The sequence below is a fragment of the Pseudomonas putida S13.1.2 genome (genome assembly GCF_000498395.2).
In the GTDB taxonomy this organism is placed as follows: Bacteria; Pseudomonadota; Gammaproteobacteria; order Pseudomonadales; family Pseudomonadaceae; genus Aquipseudomonas; species Aquipseudomonas putida_Q.
Map to the genome: position 1 here is coordinate 4,631,139 of NZ_CP010979.1, position 18,029 is coordinate 4,649,167.

Below are 18,029 nucleotides of genomic sequence, written 5' to 3' on the forward strand. Positions count from 1 at the left end.
CAGGCCTCACTCACCCAGCTTCGGCAATAAACGGTCCAGCCGCTGGTGCAAGGCACTGCCACTCGGCCAGTTGCGCAACAGCCGTGCCCGGTCACGGGCATAGGCCGGGGCGAAGCTGAGCTGGGTGGCGTGCTGGCACATGGCATCAAGGTCGATCAGCGACCACCGGCCATTGTCCCAGAACAAGTTGTGGCCCTTGAAGTCGCCATGGCTGATGCGTTCGCGAATCAGCTGTTGCATCACCTGCACCAGGGCATCCACCTGCTCCTCGGGCGCATCGCCGTTTTCAACGTAGGGTGCAAAGCATGCCGTCAGGTCCGGGCCATCGACATACTCGGTGACCAGGTAGGCACGGCTGCGCAGCCCCATGACCCGTTGCTCCAGCACCGCCAACGGCTTGGGCGTGGCGATGTCGAGGAACTCCAGGCGGTGGCCTTCGATCCACGAATGCCAGGCCCGGCTAGGGCGCCAGAAGCGCTTGAACCAGTGCGCGGTGTTCTTGATGTTGTAGCGCTTGAGCACCAGCTTGCGACCGTTCACCTCGATACGCGCCACGCTGGCGGCGCCACCGGTCTTGTACAGGTGGCCCTTGTCGATCAGCGCATCTGCCTGCTCCAGCACAGGCTGCATGGCCTGCACCTCACTGCGGCGGATTGCCTGCAAGCCCGAGAGGCTGCGCTGGACGCTGAACAGGCTGCACTCGCGGCCCGCTTTGTCCAGGTAGTCCTTCTGGCGCCAGTTGCGCACCTTGTCCACCTGCTTTTGCAGGGCTTCCAGTGGCAACGCATGCTCGGCGTTGGCCAGCAGGTAGTGCACCAACAGCTCTTCGATAAACGGTTCCAGGCGCTTGGGCAGCTGGGCAAAGAAGACGCCGAGATTTTCCAGTACCCGTGGGCGTGACAGCTGCTGGCCCGGCGTTTCGGCCTTGATGCCGGCCCCATCGATCAGGTACAGCTTGCCGCCCTGGCGCAGCAGGTTGTCCAGGTGCAGGTCTTCTTGCCACAGGCCCTGGGCGTGCATGTGCGCGACAGCAGTCAGCGCTTCGCCCAACACCAGGTGCTGTTCGTCAGCCAACACCGGCAGGTTTTCCACCGCCGCCCAGGCATCGGCCAGGCTTTGGGCACCGTCAAGGAACTCGAACAGCAGCCAGCCGCCCTCGCCTTCCTTGAGGCCATCGGCCAACAGTTTTGGCGTGGTCAGGCCTTGCTCGGCCAGCAGCTTCACACCTTGCAGTTCGCGCTGGAAATGCCGGGCGGCGTTACCGCCCACCAGCAGCTTGGCCAGCACCGGGGTACCGCGCCACACACCCGCGCCAACATACCGCTGGCCTGGAAGCACGCGCAGCAGGCTGAGCAGTTGCAGGTCAGCGCTGCCGGCGGCATCCGCCAAGGTGATGCTCAGGGGCAACGACGGGCTGCGCCCGGCATCCTTCAGTTCAGACAAACGCATCAGCGGGCCTCTTTCTCACGACGCCGTTGCGTCAGACGTTGCAGCCAGTCATCGACCAGCGTGCTGTCAGCCGGCTGCCCCAGGTAGGTCGCCAGCACCGTGCGCACATCGGCCTCGCTCCAGGCCCGGGCGCGGCGCAGCAGCGGCTCCAGGTCCTTGAGGCGGTCGCGCATGCCGAACAATAATGGCCGGGTCTTTTCCAGGTCGATCAGTTGCGCGTCCCAGCCTTCACGGCGCTGGCGCAAGAAAATGTGCTTGGGGTAGAAGCAGCCATGCACCTGGCCGGCGTTGTGCAGGGTGCGCGCCAGTTGGCCGCACGCCTGCAGGATACCTTTGCGTTCGGCATCGCCCAGTTGTGGCCACTGCGCCAGCAGGCTGTCGAGGTCGGCCCACTCGTCCAGCGCGCGGGTCATCAGGATGGCCCGGTGCTTGCCGCCCTGCTTGCGCTCGCCATAGAACACCGCCTGCAAGGCAGGGATGTGCAGCTTCTGGTAGCGGCTGATGTTGCGAAATTCGCGGGCGAAAGTGGGCTCGCCAAACGGCCGGTGCAAGGTGCGGGTCAGGTAGTCGCTCTGGCGCTTGAGGTAGTAGCCCTTGCCTTCGAGCTCCAGGCGGAACACGCTGCTCCAGCCGCCACGGCCGGTGTTGGGTTCGTCCACGGCGTCCAGTTGCAGCGCCCACAGCGCCTCGAAGTCGTCCAGGCCATGGCGCTTGAGCAGCGCGAGGTCCGCGCTGGCCAGGTAATCGGTCATTCCCTTCCCTCGAAAAAGCCCAGCACCTGACGAATGCGTTTCTTGTCACGCACATTCAGCCGGTCGCGGCCACGGTACTGCAGATAGAAACGCAGGCGCTGGGTGGCCGACAGGTGGTATTTGGCCACTTTGTCCAGGCAGGCCAGGTCTTTGATCATCCGGTGCCGCCACATGAAGCCGCGCCAGAAGTCGCCGGTGGGGCAGTCGATGAAGAATAGCGTGCCCTGGTCGTCGACCAGCAGGTTGCGCCACTTCAGGTCATTGTGAGCAAAGCGGTGCTCGTGCATCACCCGGGTATGGCGCGCCAGCTGACGGCTGACATGGTCAACCCAGGCCCGGTCCGCCAGGCGTGCATCGTTGCGTTCGGCCAGCGCAGACAGGTCTTCGGTGTTCGGCAGCTCGCGGGTGATCATAGCCCCGCGACCAAAGGCCAGGCCATTGCGCTCCAGGCCCCAGGCCACCACTTCGGCGGTAGGGATACCCCACTTGGCGAACTGCTTGAGGTTCTGCCATTCGGCCTTGATACGCGGCCGGCCCAGGTAGCGGCGCATGTGCTTGCCAGCCCCGGTGTAGCGCTTGACGTAGTAATTGACCCCGTCTCGCTCGATGCGCACCACTTCGCTGAGCGGGTCGCGGGTCAGGCGTTCGCCTTGCAGGGCAAATACCGCATCGAGGCTGCCGAAGTCCACCGCCAGGTGTTCATAGCCTGGCGCCAGTGTCCAACCCGCCATCAGAGTGCATCCCCGTAGCGCTGCTTGCGATCGTAGAGTTTCTGCGCCTTGCGCTCCAGCCAGGCGAGCAACGGCGCTTCGTCCTTCAGCACTTGGCGCAGCGGGCGCTGGAAGTAACCCCGCAAAAAGCGCAGCTTGTCGCGCTGGGTAAGGCCGATGTCCAGCGCCGAGAAGTACAGCGCGGCCAGGTCCTTGTCGCGCCAGCGGCGGCTGATGGTCGCGCGGGTCTGGGCGCGGTGCAGGTCGATGACCGACAGCTTGAAGTCATCCGCCGTCACCGGGCGGTCGGTGTGCAGCAAGAAGTGGCAGATGTAGCAGTCGCGGTGGTTGACCCCGGCGCGGTGCATGCCGCCGGTCATCTTCGCCACTTCGGCGATCAGCGCACGCTTCAGGCGCGGCTCAGGCGGTTGCTTGACCCAGTCGATACTTAAGTCTTCCAGGCTGATGGTCGGCGCCAGCTCTTCGGTGATGATGAACGAGTGCTGCGTGGCCGGGTTGCTGCCACGCTCGCCATAGGCGACGGCGGTCATGGTCGGCACACCCACCTCGTGCAGGCGCTGGATAGCCCGCCATTCCTGGCCGGCACCCAGCACCGGCAGCTTGGCGGTGAGCAGGTTCTTGAAGATCTCGCCCCAACCGATGCCGCGGTGGATCTTGACGAAAAAGCCCTCGCCAGCCACTTCGGTACGCAGCGTGCGGCGCCCTTCCAGCTCGCGATAGACCTCGCCTTGCAGCGCCTCCACGGCGTCGAAGGCATCACGCCCGGCCCACAGGCGCTTGAAGGGTTCGGCCAGTATCAGCTTCATGCGGTTTTCTGCCCCAGGATCACATCGGCAGCATGCTGCGGCATGCTGTACAGATCGGCGGTTTCAGCAAACGCCAGGCCGTTGCGCGACCAGCTGGCGCGGGCCTGCGGGTCTTCAAGCATGCGTTGCAGGTAGCCGTTGAGCTGTTCCTGTTCGAATGGTTCGTCCAGCACCAGGCCGCAGTCGGCCTCGGCAATGTAGTGGGCGTAGCCGCACACCTTGGACACCAGCACCGGCAGGCCAGCCACCAGCGCTTCAAGCAGCACCGTACCGGTGTTCTCGTTGTACGCCGGGTGAATCAGCAGGTCGGCACCCAGCAGGAAGCGCGGGATGTCGCTGCGGCCCTTGAGGAACTGCACCTGGTCGCCCAGGCCCAGGGTGGCGCTCTGCAACTGGAACACCTTGGGGTCGTCCTGGCCAATCACCATCAGCTTCGTGCGTTTGCGCAGGGCCGAGGGCAGCGCGGCCAACGCCTTGAGGCTGCGGTCGACACCCTTGGTCTTGAAGCCCGAGCCAATCTGTACCAGCAACAGGTCGTCATCGCCCAGGTTGAATTCCTTGCGGAACTCGGCGCGGATCTCAGCGGCGTTGGCCGGCGCCCGGCGGTCCTGGGAAATGCCCGGCGGCAGCAGGTGGAAGCGCTCCACCGGGGTGCCGTAATGCTTGATGAACAGCGGCTGCTGCACCTCGGAAATCATCAGCACTTCGGTGTGGGCGTCCTTGCCGAACACCGCACGCTCGTACTCGGCAAAGTGCCGGTAGCGGCCCCAGCGGCGGTACAGGCCACCACGCAGGGTCTGCGCCTTGTCTTCGAAGCAGCCGTCGGCGGCGTAGTACACGTCCAGCCCCGGCATCTTGTTGAAGCCGATCAGGCGGTCGACCGGGCGCTTGGCCAGGTCGGCGGCCATCCAGGCGCTGAGCTTCTCGTTGCGGCGGTGGTTGAAAATGGCCTTCACCGGCGCCACCAGCACTTCGAAGCCAGGCGGAATGTCACCCTCCCAGATCAGCGTGTACACACGGATCTGGTGGCCCCGCTTCTGGCATTCCAGGGCAATGCGCATGAAATCGCGCTGCAGCCCGCCGAAGGGGAAATATTTGTAAAGCACGAAAGCCAGTTGCATCAACGGACATCCTCAGCCAGCAGCAACGCGCTCAAGCGGCCCGCCACATGCTCGGGATTCAGGCGAGTGAAGCACAGCGGCCACTCGCGTTTCAGATCGAACCGGCGCAGGTCGTCTACGCTCGGTTTATAGGTGCACTTCTTCTGCAGGCAGGGAGCGCAAGGCCAGTCACTGGCCTGGTGAATCTGGGTCCGTCCGTAGGCACCGGTCAGGCCCGGGTTGGTCGGGCCGAACAGCGAAATGGTCGGCACATCGAGTGCCGCTGCCAGGTGGCCAAGGCCGGTATCGACCGCCACACAAGCTTTTGCCGCCGCCAATACACGGGCAACGCCGGCAAGGTTCAATTTGGGGAGCACCTGGCAGTTGTTCAAGCCCTGGGCAATGCGCTCGGCCCGCGCCTTCTCGGCCGGGTTGCCCCAGGGCAGGCGCACTTCCAGCTTGCGCCGGCCCATGCGCTCGGCCAGCTCGCGCCAGTAGGCTTCGGGCCAGTGCTTGGTCGCCCAGGTGGTGCCATGCAAAAACACCACATAAGGCGCGGCGGGCGGCAGTTGCAGGCGCTCCAGGTCCAGCCCGTAATCGCCAATGCCTTCTGGCAAGTCGTAGGCCAGGGCCATGGCGAACAGCTGGCGCACACGCTCCACCGCGTGCTGGCCGGTGGCAACCGACAGGCGCCGGTCATAGAAGCGGCTGGCCCAGCCTTCGCGGGCCGAGTAACGGTCCAGGCCGGCGACCGGGGCCTTCACGTAGCGGGTCAGCCAAGCCGACTTGACCAGGCCCTGGGCGTCGATCACCAGGTCGTACTTGCACGCGCGCACACGCTGCTTGAACGCCTTCCACTCACCACTTTTCAGGGTTTGCCAAAGGTTCTTGCGCCAGCGGCGAATGGCCACCGGGATAACCTGGTCGACCGCAGGGTGCCAGCTGGGGATTTCGGCAAAGCCTTCCTCCACCACCCAGTCGAAACGGATGCCCGGGATGGCATGGGCGGCATCGGTAAGCGCCGGCAGGGTGTGGATCACATCACCCAGCGACGAGGTCTTGATGATCAGTACCCGCACTTAGTCGACCTCGGCCACGGTATCGATCAGGTCCGGCCCGCTCAGGCTGTGCAGGGCGGCGATGACTTTGCCCGGCTCCAGCAGGCGCAGGCAGTTGTAGTGGCCGAAGCGGCAGGTACGGTCGAAGCATGGGCTGCACTCGATACCGGTGCGCACCACCTCCACCTGGTCCGCCAGCGGCGGGGTAAAGCCGGGCGAGGTGGAGCCGTACACCGCCACCAGCGGGCGGTTCAGCGCGGCGGCGACGTGCATCAGGCCAGAGTCGTTGGACACCACGGCATGGGCACAGGACATCAGGTCGATGGCCTCGGCCAGCGAGGTTTCACCGGCCAGGTTGGACGATTCTTCGCGCAACCCCGGGATCAGACGGTCACGGATCTGCTCGCCAACCGGGTGATCGTTCTTCGAGCCGAACAGCCACACCTGCCAGCCCTGGCGGATCATCGCATCGGCCACGGCAGCGTAATGCTCGACCGGCCAACGCTTGGCTTCGCCGAACTCGGCGCCCGGGCACAGCGCCAGCACCGGGCGGTCCAGCTCCAGGCCGAACTTGGCCCGCGCAGCATCGCGGCTTTGTGCTTCGATCTGCAGGCTGGGGCGCGGGTACGGCTGCGGCAGCTCGGCGCCGGGCGCGTAGGCCAGGGCCATGAAGCGCTCGATCATCAGCGGGTAGCGGGCCTTGTCCAGCTTGCGCACATCGTTCAGCAGACCGAAGCGCATTTCGCCGCGCCAGCCGGTGCGCTTGGGGATGCCAGCGAAGAACGGCACCAAGGCCGACTTCAGCGAGTTGGGCAGCAGGATGGCCTGGTCGTACTGGCCGGCCAGGGATTTGCCGATGCGCCGACGCGTAGCCAGCTCCAGTGCGCCGTGGCCGAGCGGGAAGCTCAGGGCCTGACGTACTTCGGGCATACGCTCCAGGATCGGCCGGCTCCACTCGGGTGCCAGCACGTCGATCACGCAGTCGGGGTGCTGCTGTTTCAGGCACTGGAACAAGGTCTGCGCCATCACCATGTCGCCGACCCAGCTGGGGCCAATGATCAGTATTCTCATGCTTAGTCCAGAAACGCTCGGGGAGGCTACAGGCTGCGGTACAGCCTGGCCTCCCCTCTTTATATTCAGGCTATGTGGCGGACAGTGTACCACTCAGGCAGATCCATGGCTGATCGCAGCCCCTGTGGGAGCGGGTTCACCCGCGAACACGGGCGAAGCCCGTGCCAGACACCGCGGTGCCTGCTTCGCGGGTAAACCCGCTCCCACATGGCCTGCGGCGCCTTCAGGTCAAACCCAGTTCACCCCATATCCGCCGCACTTCGCGGCGTTCATCGGCAAACTGCGTCGCATCGATCACCCCGGCCTCCTTCTGCAAGGCCTGGCGGTGCGAGGCCGAGCGGAACGCCTTGTACACTTCACGCAACAGCACCGCGTCACTGGCCGGCATCAGGCTCGCCTGCTCCAGCTCTTCCAGAATGCGGATGTTATCGGTCCATCGCAGTATGGCCGGATGGTCGTGGGACCAGGCCAAAGCGGCGTATTGCACCATAAATTCGATATCGACGATACCGCCGGCATCCTGCTTGATATCGAAGGGCACACCGGCCTCGAAGGCGTTGGCTGCGGTACCGGCAGCCGTGGCCTTGGTACCGAGGTTGCCGCGCATCTTGGCGCGCATTTCACTCACTTCGGTGCGCAGTTTTTCCAGGTCGCGCGCCTGGCCCAGCACGTTGGCGCGCACGCCTTCGAATGCCGTGCCCACCTGCTTGCAACCTACCAGCACGCGGGCCCGCACCAGGGCCTGGTGCTCCCAGGTCCAGGCCTCGTTCTGCTGGTAGCGCTCGAATGCGCCCAGCGAGCTGACCAGCAGGCCAGAAGCACCGGACGGGCGCAGGCGCATGTCCACATCGTACAGCTGGCCCGAGTTGGTCTGGGTGGTCAGCAGGTGAATGATGCGCTGGCCCAGGCGGGTGAAGAACTGCGCACTGTCGATAGGCTTGGTGCCGTCGGTTTCCGCCTGCGGGTCGCCGTCGTGGATGAACACCAGGTCCAGGTCCGAGCCATGGCCCAGTTCCAGGCCGCCGACCTTGCCGTAACCAATGATGATGAACCCTGGGTCGCACAGGCTGCCGTCGCTGCGCTTGGGCTGGCCGTGGCGGGCCACGGTCTGGCGCCAGGCCAGGGCAAGCACCTGGTCGAGGATGGCTTCGGCCAGCCAGGTCAGGTAGTCGCTGACTTTCATCAGCGGCAGGTTGCCGCTGATTTCCGAAGCCGCCACGCGCAGGCTGTGCGCCAGCTTGAAGTGGCGCAGCGCTTCCATCTGCTGCTCCAGGTCGTCCTCGGGGATGCGCGTCAGGCGTTCGCGCAACTCGCTGGCCAGCTCTGGGGCCAGGGGCGGGCTGAACAAGCGGCCTTCATTGAGCAGTTCGTCGAGCAACAGCGGGTAGAGCGCAATTTGCTCGGCAATCCACGGGCTGGCGGCGCACAACGTCAGCAGGCGGCGCAAGGCGCCGGGGTTTTCGGTCAGCAGTACCAGATAGGCAGAACGCCGCGCCACGGCCTCGACCAGCGGCAACACGCGTTCAAGCACCAGGTCAGGGTTGTCATGTTCCACCGCCTGGGCCAGCAGCCGTGGAATGAAGGCATCCAGGCGCTCACGGCCGATACGCTGCATCGAGCGCAGCTGTGGGCTGGAGCGCAACCCGGCCAGACGCCTCAGGGCTTCGACGGGCTGCTTGAAACCGGCCTCTTCCAGCTGCCGGCCAGCGGCTTCCTCGTCCTGGGCCTGCTCCCACAGCGGCGACCATTCGCCCCCCACCACCAGTTCGCCCTCACCGTCTTCGTCATCCGGGTCGGCGATTACCTGGCGGAAGTGCCAGTCGATACGGCCACGCCAGTACATCAGCTGGTCGTGGAAGCTCTGCCAGTCGGCAAAGCCGAGCATATAGGCAACCCGCGCCTGGTCGGTCTCACCTTCCGGCAGCATTTGCGTCTGGCGGTCGGCGATGGCCTGGATGGCGTGCTCGGTGTAACGCAGAAACTCATACCCCTCGCGCAGCTCGGCCACCACCGCCGGCGGCAGGTAACCCTGGCCCTCGAGGGTGGCCAGCACCTTGAGCAACGGCCGTTGCTGCAGGCTGAGGTCGCGCCCGCCGTGGATCAGCTGGAAGGCCTGGGCGATAAACTCCACCTCGCGGATGCCACCGGCACCCAGCTTGATGTTGTCGGCCATGCCCTTGCGCCGCACTTCCTGCTGGATCAGCTGCTTCATGGTGCGCAGCGCTTCGATTGCGGAGAAGTCCAGGTAACGGCGGTACACGAACGGCCGCAGCATTTCCTGCAACTGCGCGCCGGCCGCCTGGTCACCAGCCACCACCCGCGCCTTGATCATCGCGTAGCGCTCCCAGTCACGGCCCTGGTCCTGGTAGTACTGCTCCAGGGCATTGAAGCTCAGCACCAGTGCGCCGGCCGAGCCATAGGGGCGCAGGCGCATGTCGACGCGGAACACGAAGCCGTCGACGGTCACCGGGTCCAGCGCCTTGATCAGCCGCTGGCCCAGGCGGGTGAAGAACTCCTGGTTTTCCAGCGAGCGCTTTACCCCTTCGGTTTCACCCCCTTCGGGGAAGCCGAAGATCAGGTCGATGTCTGACGACAGGTTCAGCTCCACCGCCCCCAGCTTGCCCATGCCCAGCACCACCATGTGCTGCGGCTGGCCGCTGCGGTTGCCGATGGGCGTGCCGAACTGCTGGCAATGGCGCGGATACAGCCATTGGTAGGCTTCGTCGATGGCGGCATCGGCAAGGTCCGACAGGTCGCGGCAGGTTTCGCCAAGCTCTGCCTGGCGGGTGATGTCGCGCCAGATGATGCGCAGCTGCTGACGGTTGCGCGCACGGCGCAGGTTGCGTGCCAGTTCGTCGTCGCTCTGCGCCGCCTGGGCAGCCGCCGCAATTTGCCCGCGCAGTTCCCCCGGCGCGTAACGCCGCTCCAGCTCACCACTGGCCAGCAGGTCGAACAGCATGGCTGGCTCGCGCTGGGCCAGGCCCAGGACAAAGTCGCTGGCTGCGGCAACCTGGTCGAATTGTTGCCGGTGCACCGGGGCCCAGGCATTCAGGTCGAGGTCGGGGTGCGCGGCCACTGCATCGTTGAGGAATTGCTGGTTGCGAGCGACCAATGGCTGGAGGGTGGCGGGCAGATCGGACGGCAAAGGCAGGCGCATGGTCTATCCTTGATCGGCGTGAAATAGAAGGGAAAAAGCGGCCAAGGGGAAGCCGGACCACGGTTGGACTGTCGTACAAAAGTTGGAAATAGCTGAAAAAAACGAAAACTTGGCAACAAACATCAAGAAGTACCCGTTCGCGTCACAATGCCAACCACCATGAACGTTTTTCCTCACAAGCCAAGGTGCGACCAAACGTCGCAGAAATGTAGTTTTACTACTACCCATGTCGTGCAAAAGCATGAAATGCGCAAGCAAATGTAGTAAAACTACACGGCGCCGGATGACACCCCGGTAATCCAAGAATTCACGACGTCTGCCCATAAGGCCAGTCGCAATCTCAGGCAATCGATTCTGGTTGCCTTTCCGCCCTGGAGCAAGCCATGCAAGACCTCGATCCAATCGAAACCCAGGAATGGCTGGATGCCCTGGAGTCGGTCCTCGACAAAGAAGGCGAAGACCGCGCTCATTACCTGATGACCCGTATGGGCGAGCTGGCCACCCGCAGTGGCTCCCAGCTGCCGTATGCGATCACCACGCCATACCGCAACACCATCCCTGTCACCCACGAAGCACGCATGCCTGGCGACCTGTTCATGGAACGCCGCATTCGCTCGATGGTGCGTTGGAACGCCTTGGCCATGGTCATGCGCACCAACCTGAAAGACTCGGACCTGGGCGGACACATCTCCAGCTTCGCCTCCAGCGCCACCCTGTACGACATCGGCTTCAACTACTTCTTCCAGGCCCCGACCGAAGAACACGGCGGCGACCTGATCTTCTTCCAGGGCCACGCTTCGCCAGGCGTCTACGCCCGCGCCTTCATGGAAGGCCGCATCAACGAAGACCAGATGAACAACTTCCGCCAGGAAGTGGACGGCAACGGCCTGTCTTCGTACCCGCACCCATGGCTGATGCCTGACTTCTGGCAGTTCCCGACCGTATCGATGGGTCTGGGCCCGATCCAGGCCATCTACCAGGCGCGCTTCATGAAGTACCTGGAAGCCCGTGGCTTCATCCCGGCCGGCAAGCAGAAGGTCTGGTGCTTCATGGGCGACGGCGAGTGCGACGAGCCGGAATCCCTGGGCGCAATCGCCCTGGCCGGCCGCGAGAAGCTGGACAACCTGATCTTCGTCATCAACTGCAACCTGCAGCGCCTCGACGGCCCGGTTCGCGGCAACGGCAAGATCATCCAGGAACTCGAAGGCGTGTTCCGTGGCGGTGGCTGGAACGTCAACAAAGTGGTCTGGGGCCGTTTCTGGGACCCACTGCTGGCCAAGGACACCAACGGTGCCCTGCAGCGCCGCATGGACGAAGTCATCGACGGCGAGTACCAGAACTACAAAGCCAAAGACGGCGCGTACGTTCGTGAGAACTTCTTCAACACCCCAGAGCTCAAGGCCATGGTCGAAGACCTGTCCGACGACGAGATCTGGAAGCTCAACCGCGGCGGCCACGACCCGTACAAGGTTTACGCGGCGTACCACCAGGCTGTGAACCACAAAGAGCAGCCGACCGTCATCCTGGCCAAGACCATCAAGGGTTACGGCACCGGTGCTGGCGAAGCCAAGAACACCGCGCACAACACCAAGAAGGTCGACGTCGACAGCCTGCGTCACTTCCGTGACCGCTTCGACATCCCGGTCAAGGATGCCGACCTGGAGAACCTGCCGTTCTTCAAGCCGGAAGAAGGTTCTGCCGAAGCCAAGTACCTGGCCGAGCGCCGCGCTGCCCTGGGCGGCTTCGTACCACAGCGCCGTGCCAAGAGCTTCAGCGTACCGACCCCATCCCTGGAAACGCTGAAAGCGATCCTGGACGGCTCGGGCGACCGCGAAATCTCCACCACCATGGCCTTCGTGCGTATTCTGGCGCAGCTGGTCAAGGACAAGGAAATCGGCCAGCGCATCGTGCCGATCATCCCGGACGAAGCCCGTACCTTCGGTATGGAAGGCATGTTCCGCCAGCTGGGTATCTACTCGTCGGTCGGCCAGCTCTACGAGCCAGTCGATAAAGACCAGGTGATGTTCTACCGCGAAGACAAGAAGGGCCAGATTCTCGAGGAAGGCATCAACGAAGCCGGCGCCATGTCGTCGTTCATCGCTGCCGGTACCTCGTACAGCTGCCACAACCAGCCGATGCTGCCGTTCTACATCTTCTACTCGATGTTCGGCTTCCAGCGCATTGGCGACCTGGCCTGGGCCGCTGGCGACAGCCGCACCCGTGGCTTCCTGATCGGCGGTACCGCCGGCCGTACCACCCTGAACGGTGAAGGCCTGCAGCACGAAGACGGTCACAGCCACATGATGGCGGGTACCATCCCGAACTGCCGCACCTACGATCCAACCTACGGCTACGAGCTGGCGGTGATCATCCAGGACGGCATGAAGAAGATGACCGAAGAGCAACAGGACATCTTCTACTACATCACCGTGATGAACGAATCCTACCAGCAGCCAGCCATGCCGGCCGGTGTCGAGGAAGGCATCATCAAGGGTATGTACCTGCTGGAAGAAGACACCCGCGAAGCCGCGCACCACGTACAGCTGATGGGCTCCGGCACTATCCTGCGCGAAGTCCGCGAAGCGGCGAAGATCCTGCGTGAAGAGTTCAACGTCGGTGCCGACGTGTGGAGCGTCACCAGCTTCAACGAACTGCGTCGCGACGGCCTGGCCGTAGAGCGCGCCAACCGCCTGAAGCCTGGCCAGAAGCCACAGCAGACTTACGTCGAGCAGTGCCTGAACGGTCGCAAAGGCCCGGTCATCGCCTCCACCGACTACATGAAGCTGTTCGCCGAGCAGATTCGCCAGTGGGTACCAAGCAAAGAGTTCAAGGTCCTGGGTACCGACGGTTACGGTCGCAGCGACAGCCGCAAGAAGCTGCGTCACTTCTTTGAAGTCGACCGCCACTTCGTGGTACTGGCTGCCCTGGAAGCCCTGGCTGACCGTGGCGAGATCGAACCCAAGGTTGTGGCTGACGCCATCGTCAAGTTCGGCATCGACCCGGACAAGCGCAACCCACTGGACTGCTGAGGAGTATTTTTAAGTGAGCGAACTCATTCGCGTACCTGACATCGGCAGCGGTGAAGGTGAAATCATCGAGCTGTTCGTCAAGGTCGGTGACCGTATCGAGGCTGACCAGAGCCTGCTGACCCTGGAGTCCGACAAGGCCTCCATGGAGATCCCGGCCCCCAAGGCCGGTATCGTCAAGGAGCTGAAGGTCAAGCTGGGCGACCGCCTGAAAGAAGGCGACGAGCTGCTGGTGCTGGAAGTCGAGGGTGCCGCTGCTGCGGCGCCTGAGGCTCCGGCCGCGGCCGCTGCCCCGGCAGCTGCTCCAGCGCCAGCCGCTGAAGCCGCGCCTGCCGCCGCCGCCGCAGCCCCGGCTGCGGCCAGCGTGCAGGACATCCACGTGCCGGACATCGGTTCGTCGGGCAAGGCCAAGATCATCGAAGTGCTGGTCAAGGTCGGCGACACCGTCGAAGCCGACCAGTCGCTGATTACCCTGGAGTCCGACAAGGCCTCCATGGAAATCCCGTCGCCGGCTGCCGGCGTGGTCGAAGAAGTACTGTGCAAGCTGGAAGACGAAGTCGGCACTGGCGACCTGATCTTCAAGCTGAAAGTGGCGGGCGCTGCCCCGGCTGCTGCGCCGGCACCTGCTGCTGCACCGGCGCCAGCCAAGGCTGAGGCTGCTCCGGCCGCCGCGCCTGCCGCTGCTGCCCCTGCTGCTGCCCCTGCACCGGCTGCTACCGCACCGGCTGCTGGCAACAATGCCAAGGTTCACGCAGGCCCGGCGGTTCGTCAGCTGGCCCGTGAATTCGGTGTCGAGCTGGGCGCAGTGGCTGCCACCGGCCCGCACGGCCGTATCCTGAAGGAAGACGTGCAGGTTTACGTCAAGGCGATGATGCAAAAGGCCAAGGAAGCCCCGGCAGCCGCCGGTGCGACCGGTGGCGCTGGCATCCCGCCGATCCCGGTAGTGGACTTCAGCAAGTTCGGTGAAGTGGAAGAAGTGGCCCTGACCCGCCTGATGCAGGTCGGTGCCGCCAACCTGCACCGCAGCTGGCTGAACGTGCCACACGTTACCCAGTTCGACTCCGCCGACATCACCGAGCTGGAAGCCTTCCGCGTTGCACAGAAGGCCGTGGCCGAAAAAGCTGGCGTGAAGCTGACCGTGCTGCCACTGCTGCTCAAGGCCTGCGCCTTCCTGCTCAAGGAACTGCCGGACTTCAACAGCTCGCTGGCACCAAGCGGCAAAGCCATCATCCGCAAGAAGTACGTGCACATCGGCTTCGCCGTGGACACCCCGGACGGCCTGCTGGTCCCTGTGATCAAGAACGTCGACCAGAAGAGCCTGCTGCAACTGGCTGCCGAAGCCGCTGCACTGGCCGAAAAGGCGCGCACCAAAAAGCTGTCGGCCGACGACATGCAAGGTGCCTGCTTCACCATCTCCAGCCTCGGCCACATTGGCGGCACCGGCTTCACGCCGATCGTCAACGCGCCTGAGGTGGCTATCCTGGGCGTCTCCAAGGCGACCATGCAGCCAGTGTGGGATGGCAAGGCCTTCCAGCCGAAGCTGATGCTGCCGCTGTCGCTGTCCTACGATCACCGTGTGATCAACGGCGCTGCCGCCGCGCGCTTCACCAAGCGCCTGGGCGACGTGCTGGGCGATATCCGCACCATGCTGCTGTAAGGCAGCCCGCTGCCCCTCCCTGGAGGGGCAGTACCCTTTTCGAGCTGCCACGCTCGTACCTCAACCCCGCCAATTGGCGGGGCTTTTTTTGCCTGGATATATTGGGAGGGCTTCGCCCTCCATCGCGACACAAGGCCGCTCCTACAAGGCGATCGCGGTTCCCTTTTTGCCTGGATATCTTGTCGCGACACAAGGCCGCTTCTACAAGGCGATCGCGGTTCCCTGTAGGAGCGGCCTTGTGTCGCGATGGGCCGCAACGCGGCCCCAAAATCTCCAGCCAAACTACAGAATCGGCCACGTCAGCCGATAACCTGTCCACAGCATCAAGCATGGCCGCTTGCCAGCCCTCGGGACATGATGCAACCTTGCCGAATCCGCCGCCGCTACAAGGCCGCGCTCCCTGTTCAAGCGAGTCTTCGATGAAAAGCCAACCCGATGCCGCCAGCCGTGTGGCGGCCGAGGTCGTCACGCCGTTACCCGTGCCCTCGCGGCTCGGTATGCTGCGTTTCGAAAGGCTCAACGAAGCCACTTGGGCCATGCTCTACCTGGACCCGGCCTGTGAGCGCCATTTTGGCCTGCTCGCCGCCGACCTGTGTGCCCTGGTGGACGCGCCCTATGCCAGCCTGATGGAGCCCGAGGCCCGCTACCGGCTGCACGACGAAATCCAGCTGCAACTGGCCCAGCGCGGCTACTACCGCGTGCGCTACTCCCTGCACACCCCAGGCATGCTGCTGCGCCTGCTGGAGACCGGTGAAGCCTACAAGCAGCACAACCGCCAGCTGTTGCGCGGTTACCTGAGCGTGCTCGACGACCAGCCCGACGACCCGGGCGAGAGTGCCAGCGACCTGGAATCGCGCAACAACCGCCTGCAACTGGCCCTGCAACTGAACCAGCGCGCCCAGCAAGAACAACTGCAACACCTTGAGCGGGTGCGCGGCCAGCAGGACCTGATCCTGCGCCTGGCCCGCCAGCGCTACAGCGCCGAGAACTCGCTGCTGGAAGCCGCCCAGCTGATCACCCGAAGCGCCTGCGAAATCTACAAGGTCGACAGCGCCAGCATCTGGCACCTGGACGACCAGCGCCTGGACCCGATCACTGCCTGGTACCGCGACGCGCAGGAGCATCGCCAGCCTGAAGCCATCGATGCCAGCCGCTTCCCCGATTACCTCGAGGCGCTGCACGCCAGCCGCGCCATCGACGCCCACAACGCTGGCCACGACCCGCGCACCCGCGCGCTCACGCAAAGCCTGCGCCCCGAAAACAAGGCCATGCTTGATGCCAGTATTCGCGTTGATGGCCAGGTAGTAGGCGTGCTGTGCCTGGAGCAGAGTGGCCAGCCAAGGGCCTGGCAATCGGACGAGATCGCCTTTGCCGGCGAGCTGGCCGACCAGTTCGCCCAGGTCATCACCAACCACAACCGGCGCGCCGCGGCCAGCGCATTGCATCTGTTCCAGCGTGCGGTGGAGCAAAGCGCCAGCGCCTTCCTGCTGGTCAATCGCGATGGCCGGGTGGAGTACGTCAACCCAAGTTTCACCGCCATCACCCAGTACAGCACCGACGAAGTGCAAGGCCGCCAGCTGGGCGAGCTGCCGGCACTGGAAAACCTGAGCGAACTGCTGTTCGACTCGCCCTCCAGCCTGGCCATGGGCAATAGCTGGCAGGGCGAGTTCAAGAGCCGGCGCAAGAACCTGGAGCCCTACTGGGGCCAGCTGTCGATTTCCAAGGTGTACGGCGACAACCGTGAGCTGACCCATTACATCGGTATCTACGAAGACGTCACCCAGACCAAGCTGGCCCAGCAGCGCATCGAGCGCCTGGCCTACACCGACAACCTGACCAACCTGGGCAACCGCCCGGCGTTCATCCGCAGCCTGGACGAGCGCTTTGCCCGTGATGGCGAAAGCGCTATGTGCCTGCTGCTGGTAGACATCGACAACTTCAAGCGCATCAACGACAGCCTCGGCCACCAGACCGGCGACAAGCTGCTGATCAGCCTGGCCAGGCGCCTGCGCAACAGCCTGCACAGCGGTGGCATTCTGGCGCGCTTTGCCAGTAACGAGTTCGCCGTGCTGCTCGACGACACCAGCCTGGAAGATGGCCAGGGCGTTGCGCTGCAGTTGCTGAGCACACTCGACAAGCCGATGTTCGTCGACAACCAGCTGATCAACGTCACCGCCTCGGTAGGCCTGGCCTGTGCACCGCTGCACGGCGTCGACCCGGCCAGCCTGATGAAAAACGCCGGCCTTGCGCTGCACAAGGCCAAAGCCAACGGTAAGCACCAGGTGCAGGTGTTTACCGAAGTGCTCAACGCCGAGGCCAGCTACAAGCTGTTTGTCGAGAACAACCTGCGCCGCGCCCTGACGCAGAACGAGCTGGAGGTGTTCTACCAGCCCAAGATCTGCCTGCGCAGCGGCCGCCTGCTGGGGCTGGAAGCGCTGTTGCGCTGGAACCACCCCGAGCGCGGCATGATCCGCCCGGACCAGTTCATCAGCGTGGCCGAGGAAACCGGCCTGATCATCCCCATCGGCAAGTGGGTGGTACGCCAGGCGTGCCGCATGAGCAAGCAACTGCGCGAGGCCGGCCTGGGCAACCTGCACGTGGCCATCAACCTGTCGCCCAAGCAGTTTTCCGACCCGGACCTGGTGGCGTCGATCAGCAGCATCCTCAAGGAAGAAGCCCTGCCCCCGCACTTGCTGGAGCTGGAGCTGACCGAGGGCCTGCTGCTGGAAGCCAGCGAAGACACCCACCGCCAGCTGGACGAGCTCAAGGCCCTGGGCCTGACCCTGGCCATGGACGACTTCGGTACCGGTTATTCGTCGCTGAGCTACCTGAAGAAGTTTCCGATCGACATCCTCAAGATCGACCGCAGCTTCATCAACGAAATCCCGGATAACCAGGACGACATGGAAATTACCTCGGCGGTGGTGGCCATGGCCCACAACCTCAAGCTGAAGGTGGTGGCCGAGGGTATCGAGACGCCGGAGCAGCTGGCGTTCCTGCGTCGGCACCGTTGCGACGTGGGCCAGGGCTACCTGTTCGACCGGCCGATTCCGGGGCGCGAGCTGGCCGAACGGCTGAAGCGTTATCCGCGCGGCCCGTTGGCCTGACAGCAGCGTAATCCTCGGGCACTATAGAACCTATTCGGGCCCTATCGCCGGCAAGCCAGCTCCCACAGGGACCGCACAGATTTCCAGACCTGTGATATGCCTGTGGGAGCTGGCT

11 protein-coding genes are annotated in these 18,029 nt (G+C 64.2%); 3 read left to right on the forward strand and 8 right to left on the reverse strand.

What is annotated here, in order from left to right:
• Positions 1 to 6: 6 nt before the first annotated feature.
• From N805_RS20550 to glnE, 8 genes are all read right to left on the reverse strand, one after another.
• Complete coding sequence (locus N805_RS20550; protein WP_019470541.1) at positions 7 to 1,449, reverse strand: lipopolysaccharide kinase InaA family protein; 1,443 nt, start codon at positions 1,447 to 1,449, stop codon at positions 7 to 9.
• On the reverse strand, positions 1,449 to 2,201 hold the full coding sequence (locus N805_RS20555) for a lipopolysaccharide kinase InaA family protein (protein ID WP_019470540.1): 753 nt from the start codon (positions 2,199 to 2,201) through the stop codon (positions 1,449 to 1,451). The genes N805_RS20550 and N805_RS20555 overlap by 1 nt, the downstream gene beginning before the upstream one ends.
• Positions 2,198 to 2,932: a lipopolysaccharide kinase InaA family protein gene (locus N805_RS20560; protein ID WP_019470539.1), complete on the reverse strand. Its 735-nt coding sequence runs from the start codon at positions 2,930 to 2,932 to the stop codon at positions 2,198 to 2,200. The genes N805_RS20555 and N805_RS20560 overlap by 4 nt, the downstream gene beginning before the upstream one ends.
• Positions 2,932 to 3,738, reverse strand: a complete 807-nt coding sequence (gene rfaP / locus N805_RS20565; RefSeq protein WP_019470538.1) for a lipopolysaccharide core heptose(I) kinase RfaP — start codon at positions 3,736 to 3,738, stop codon at positions 2,932 to 2,934. The genes N805_RS20560 and rfaP overlap by 1 nt, the downstream gene beginning before the upstream one ends.
• Entirely contained in the window at positions 3,735 to 4,859 is a 1,125-nt protein-coding gene (locus tag N805_RS20570) for a glycosyltransferase family 4 protein (protein WP_019470537.1), read from the reverse strand. The genes rfaP and N805_RS20570 overlap by 4 nt, the downstream gene beginning before the upstream one ends.
• Positions 4,859 to 5,917, reverse strand: coding sequence for a lipopolysaccharide heptosyltransferase I (gene waaC / locus N805_RS20575; RefSeq protein ID WP_019470536.1), 1,059 nt, complete (start codon positions 5,915 to 5,917; stop codon positions 4,859 to 4,861). The genes N805_RS20570 and waaC overlap by 1 nt, the downstream gene beginning before the upstream one ends.
• Positions 5,918 to 6,967 (reverse strand): lipopolysaccharide heptosyltransferase II, encoded by a 1,050-nt coding sequence (gene waaF / locus N805_RS20580; RefSeq protein ID WP_019470535.1) that lies wholly within the window; start codon positions 6,965 to 6,967, stop codon positions 5,918 to 5,920.
• Positions 6,968 to 7,190: 223 nt separating this feature from the next.
• Positions 7,191 to 10,124 (reverse strand): bifunctional [glutamate--ammonia ligase]-adenylyl-L-tyrosine phosphorylase/[glutamate--ammonia-ligase] adenylyltransferase, encoded by a 2,934-nt coding sequence (glnE, locus tag N805_RS20585; RefSeq protein WP_019470534.1) that lies wholly within the window; start codon positions 10,122 to 10,124, stop codon positions 7,191 to 7,193.
• Positions 10,125 to 10,507: 383 nt separating this feature from the next.
• Here glnE and aceE point away from each other — a divergent pair, with 383 nt between their 5' ends.
• The 3 genes from aceE (at position 10,508) to N805_RS20600 (ending at position 17,914) form a co-directional block, all read left to right on the forward strand.
• A complete protein-coding gene (gene aceE, locus N805_RS20590) occupies positions 10,508 to 13,153 on the forward strand; it encodes a pyruvate dehydrogenase (acetyl-transferring), homodimeric type (RefSeq protein WP_019470533.1) in 2,646 nt (881 codons plus the stop codon).
• A gap of 13 nt (positions 13,154 to 13,166) precedes the next feature.
• On the forward strand, positions 13,167 to 14,807 hold the full coding sequence (aceF, locus tag N805_RS20595) for a dihydrolipoyllysine-residue acetyltransferase (RefSeq protein WP_019470532.1): 1,641 nt from the start codon (positions 13,167 to 13,169) through the stop codon (positions 14,805 to 14,807).
• 419 nt (positions 14,808 to 15,226) lie between these two features.
• Positions 15,227 to 17,914, forward strand: a complete 2,688-nt coding sequence (locus N805_RS20600) for a putative bifunctional diguanylate cyclase/phosphodiesterase (protein ID WP_019470531.1) — start codon at positions 15,227 to 15,229, stop codon at positions 17,912 to 17,914.
• The last annotated feature ends 115 nt before the right edge of the window (positions 17,915 to 18,029 follow it).

Bases quoted from the DNA above. Each gene is read 5' to 3' on its own strand.
- N805_RS20560 (WP_019470539.1), bottom strand. From the start codon at position 2,932: ATGGCGGGTTGGACACTGGCGCCAGGCTATGAACACCTGGCGGTGGAC.
- N805_RS20555 (WP_019470540.1), bottom strand. From the start codon at position 2,201: ATGACCGATTACCTGGCCAGCGCGGACCTCGCGCTGCTCAAGCGCCAT.
- waaF (WP_019470535.1), bottom strand. From the start codon at position 6,967: ATGAGAATACTGATCATTGGCCCCAGCTGGGTCGGCGACATGGTGATG.
- rfaP (WP_019470538.1), bottom strand. From the start codon at position 3,738: ATGAAGCTGATACTGGCCGAACCCTTCAAGCGCCTGTGGGCCGGGCGT.
- glnE (WP_019470534.1), bottom strand. From the start codon at position 10,124: ATGCGCCTGCCTTTGCCGTCCGATCTGCCCGCCACCCTCCAGCCATTG.
- N805_RS20600 (WP_019470531.1), top strand. From the start codon at position 15,227: ATGAAAAGCCAACCCGATGCCGCCAGCCGTGTGGCGGCCGAGGTCGTC.
- N805_RS20550 (WP_019470541.1), bottom strand. From the start codon at position 1,449: ATGCGTTTGTCTGAACTGAAGGATGCCGGGCGCAGCCCGTCGTTGCCC.
- N805_RS20570 (WP_019470537.1), bottom strand. From the start codon at position 4,859: ATGCAACTGGCTTTCGTGCTTTACAAATATTTCCCCTTCGGCGGGCTG.
- aceE (WP_019470533.1), top strand. From the start codon at position 10,508: ATGCAAGACCTCGATCCAATCGAAACCCAGGAATGGCTGGATGCCCTG.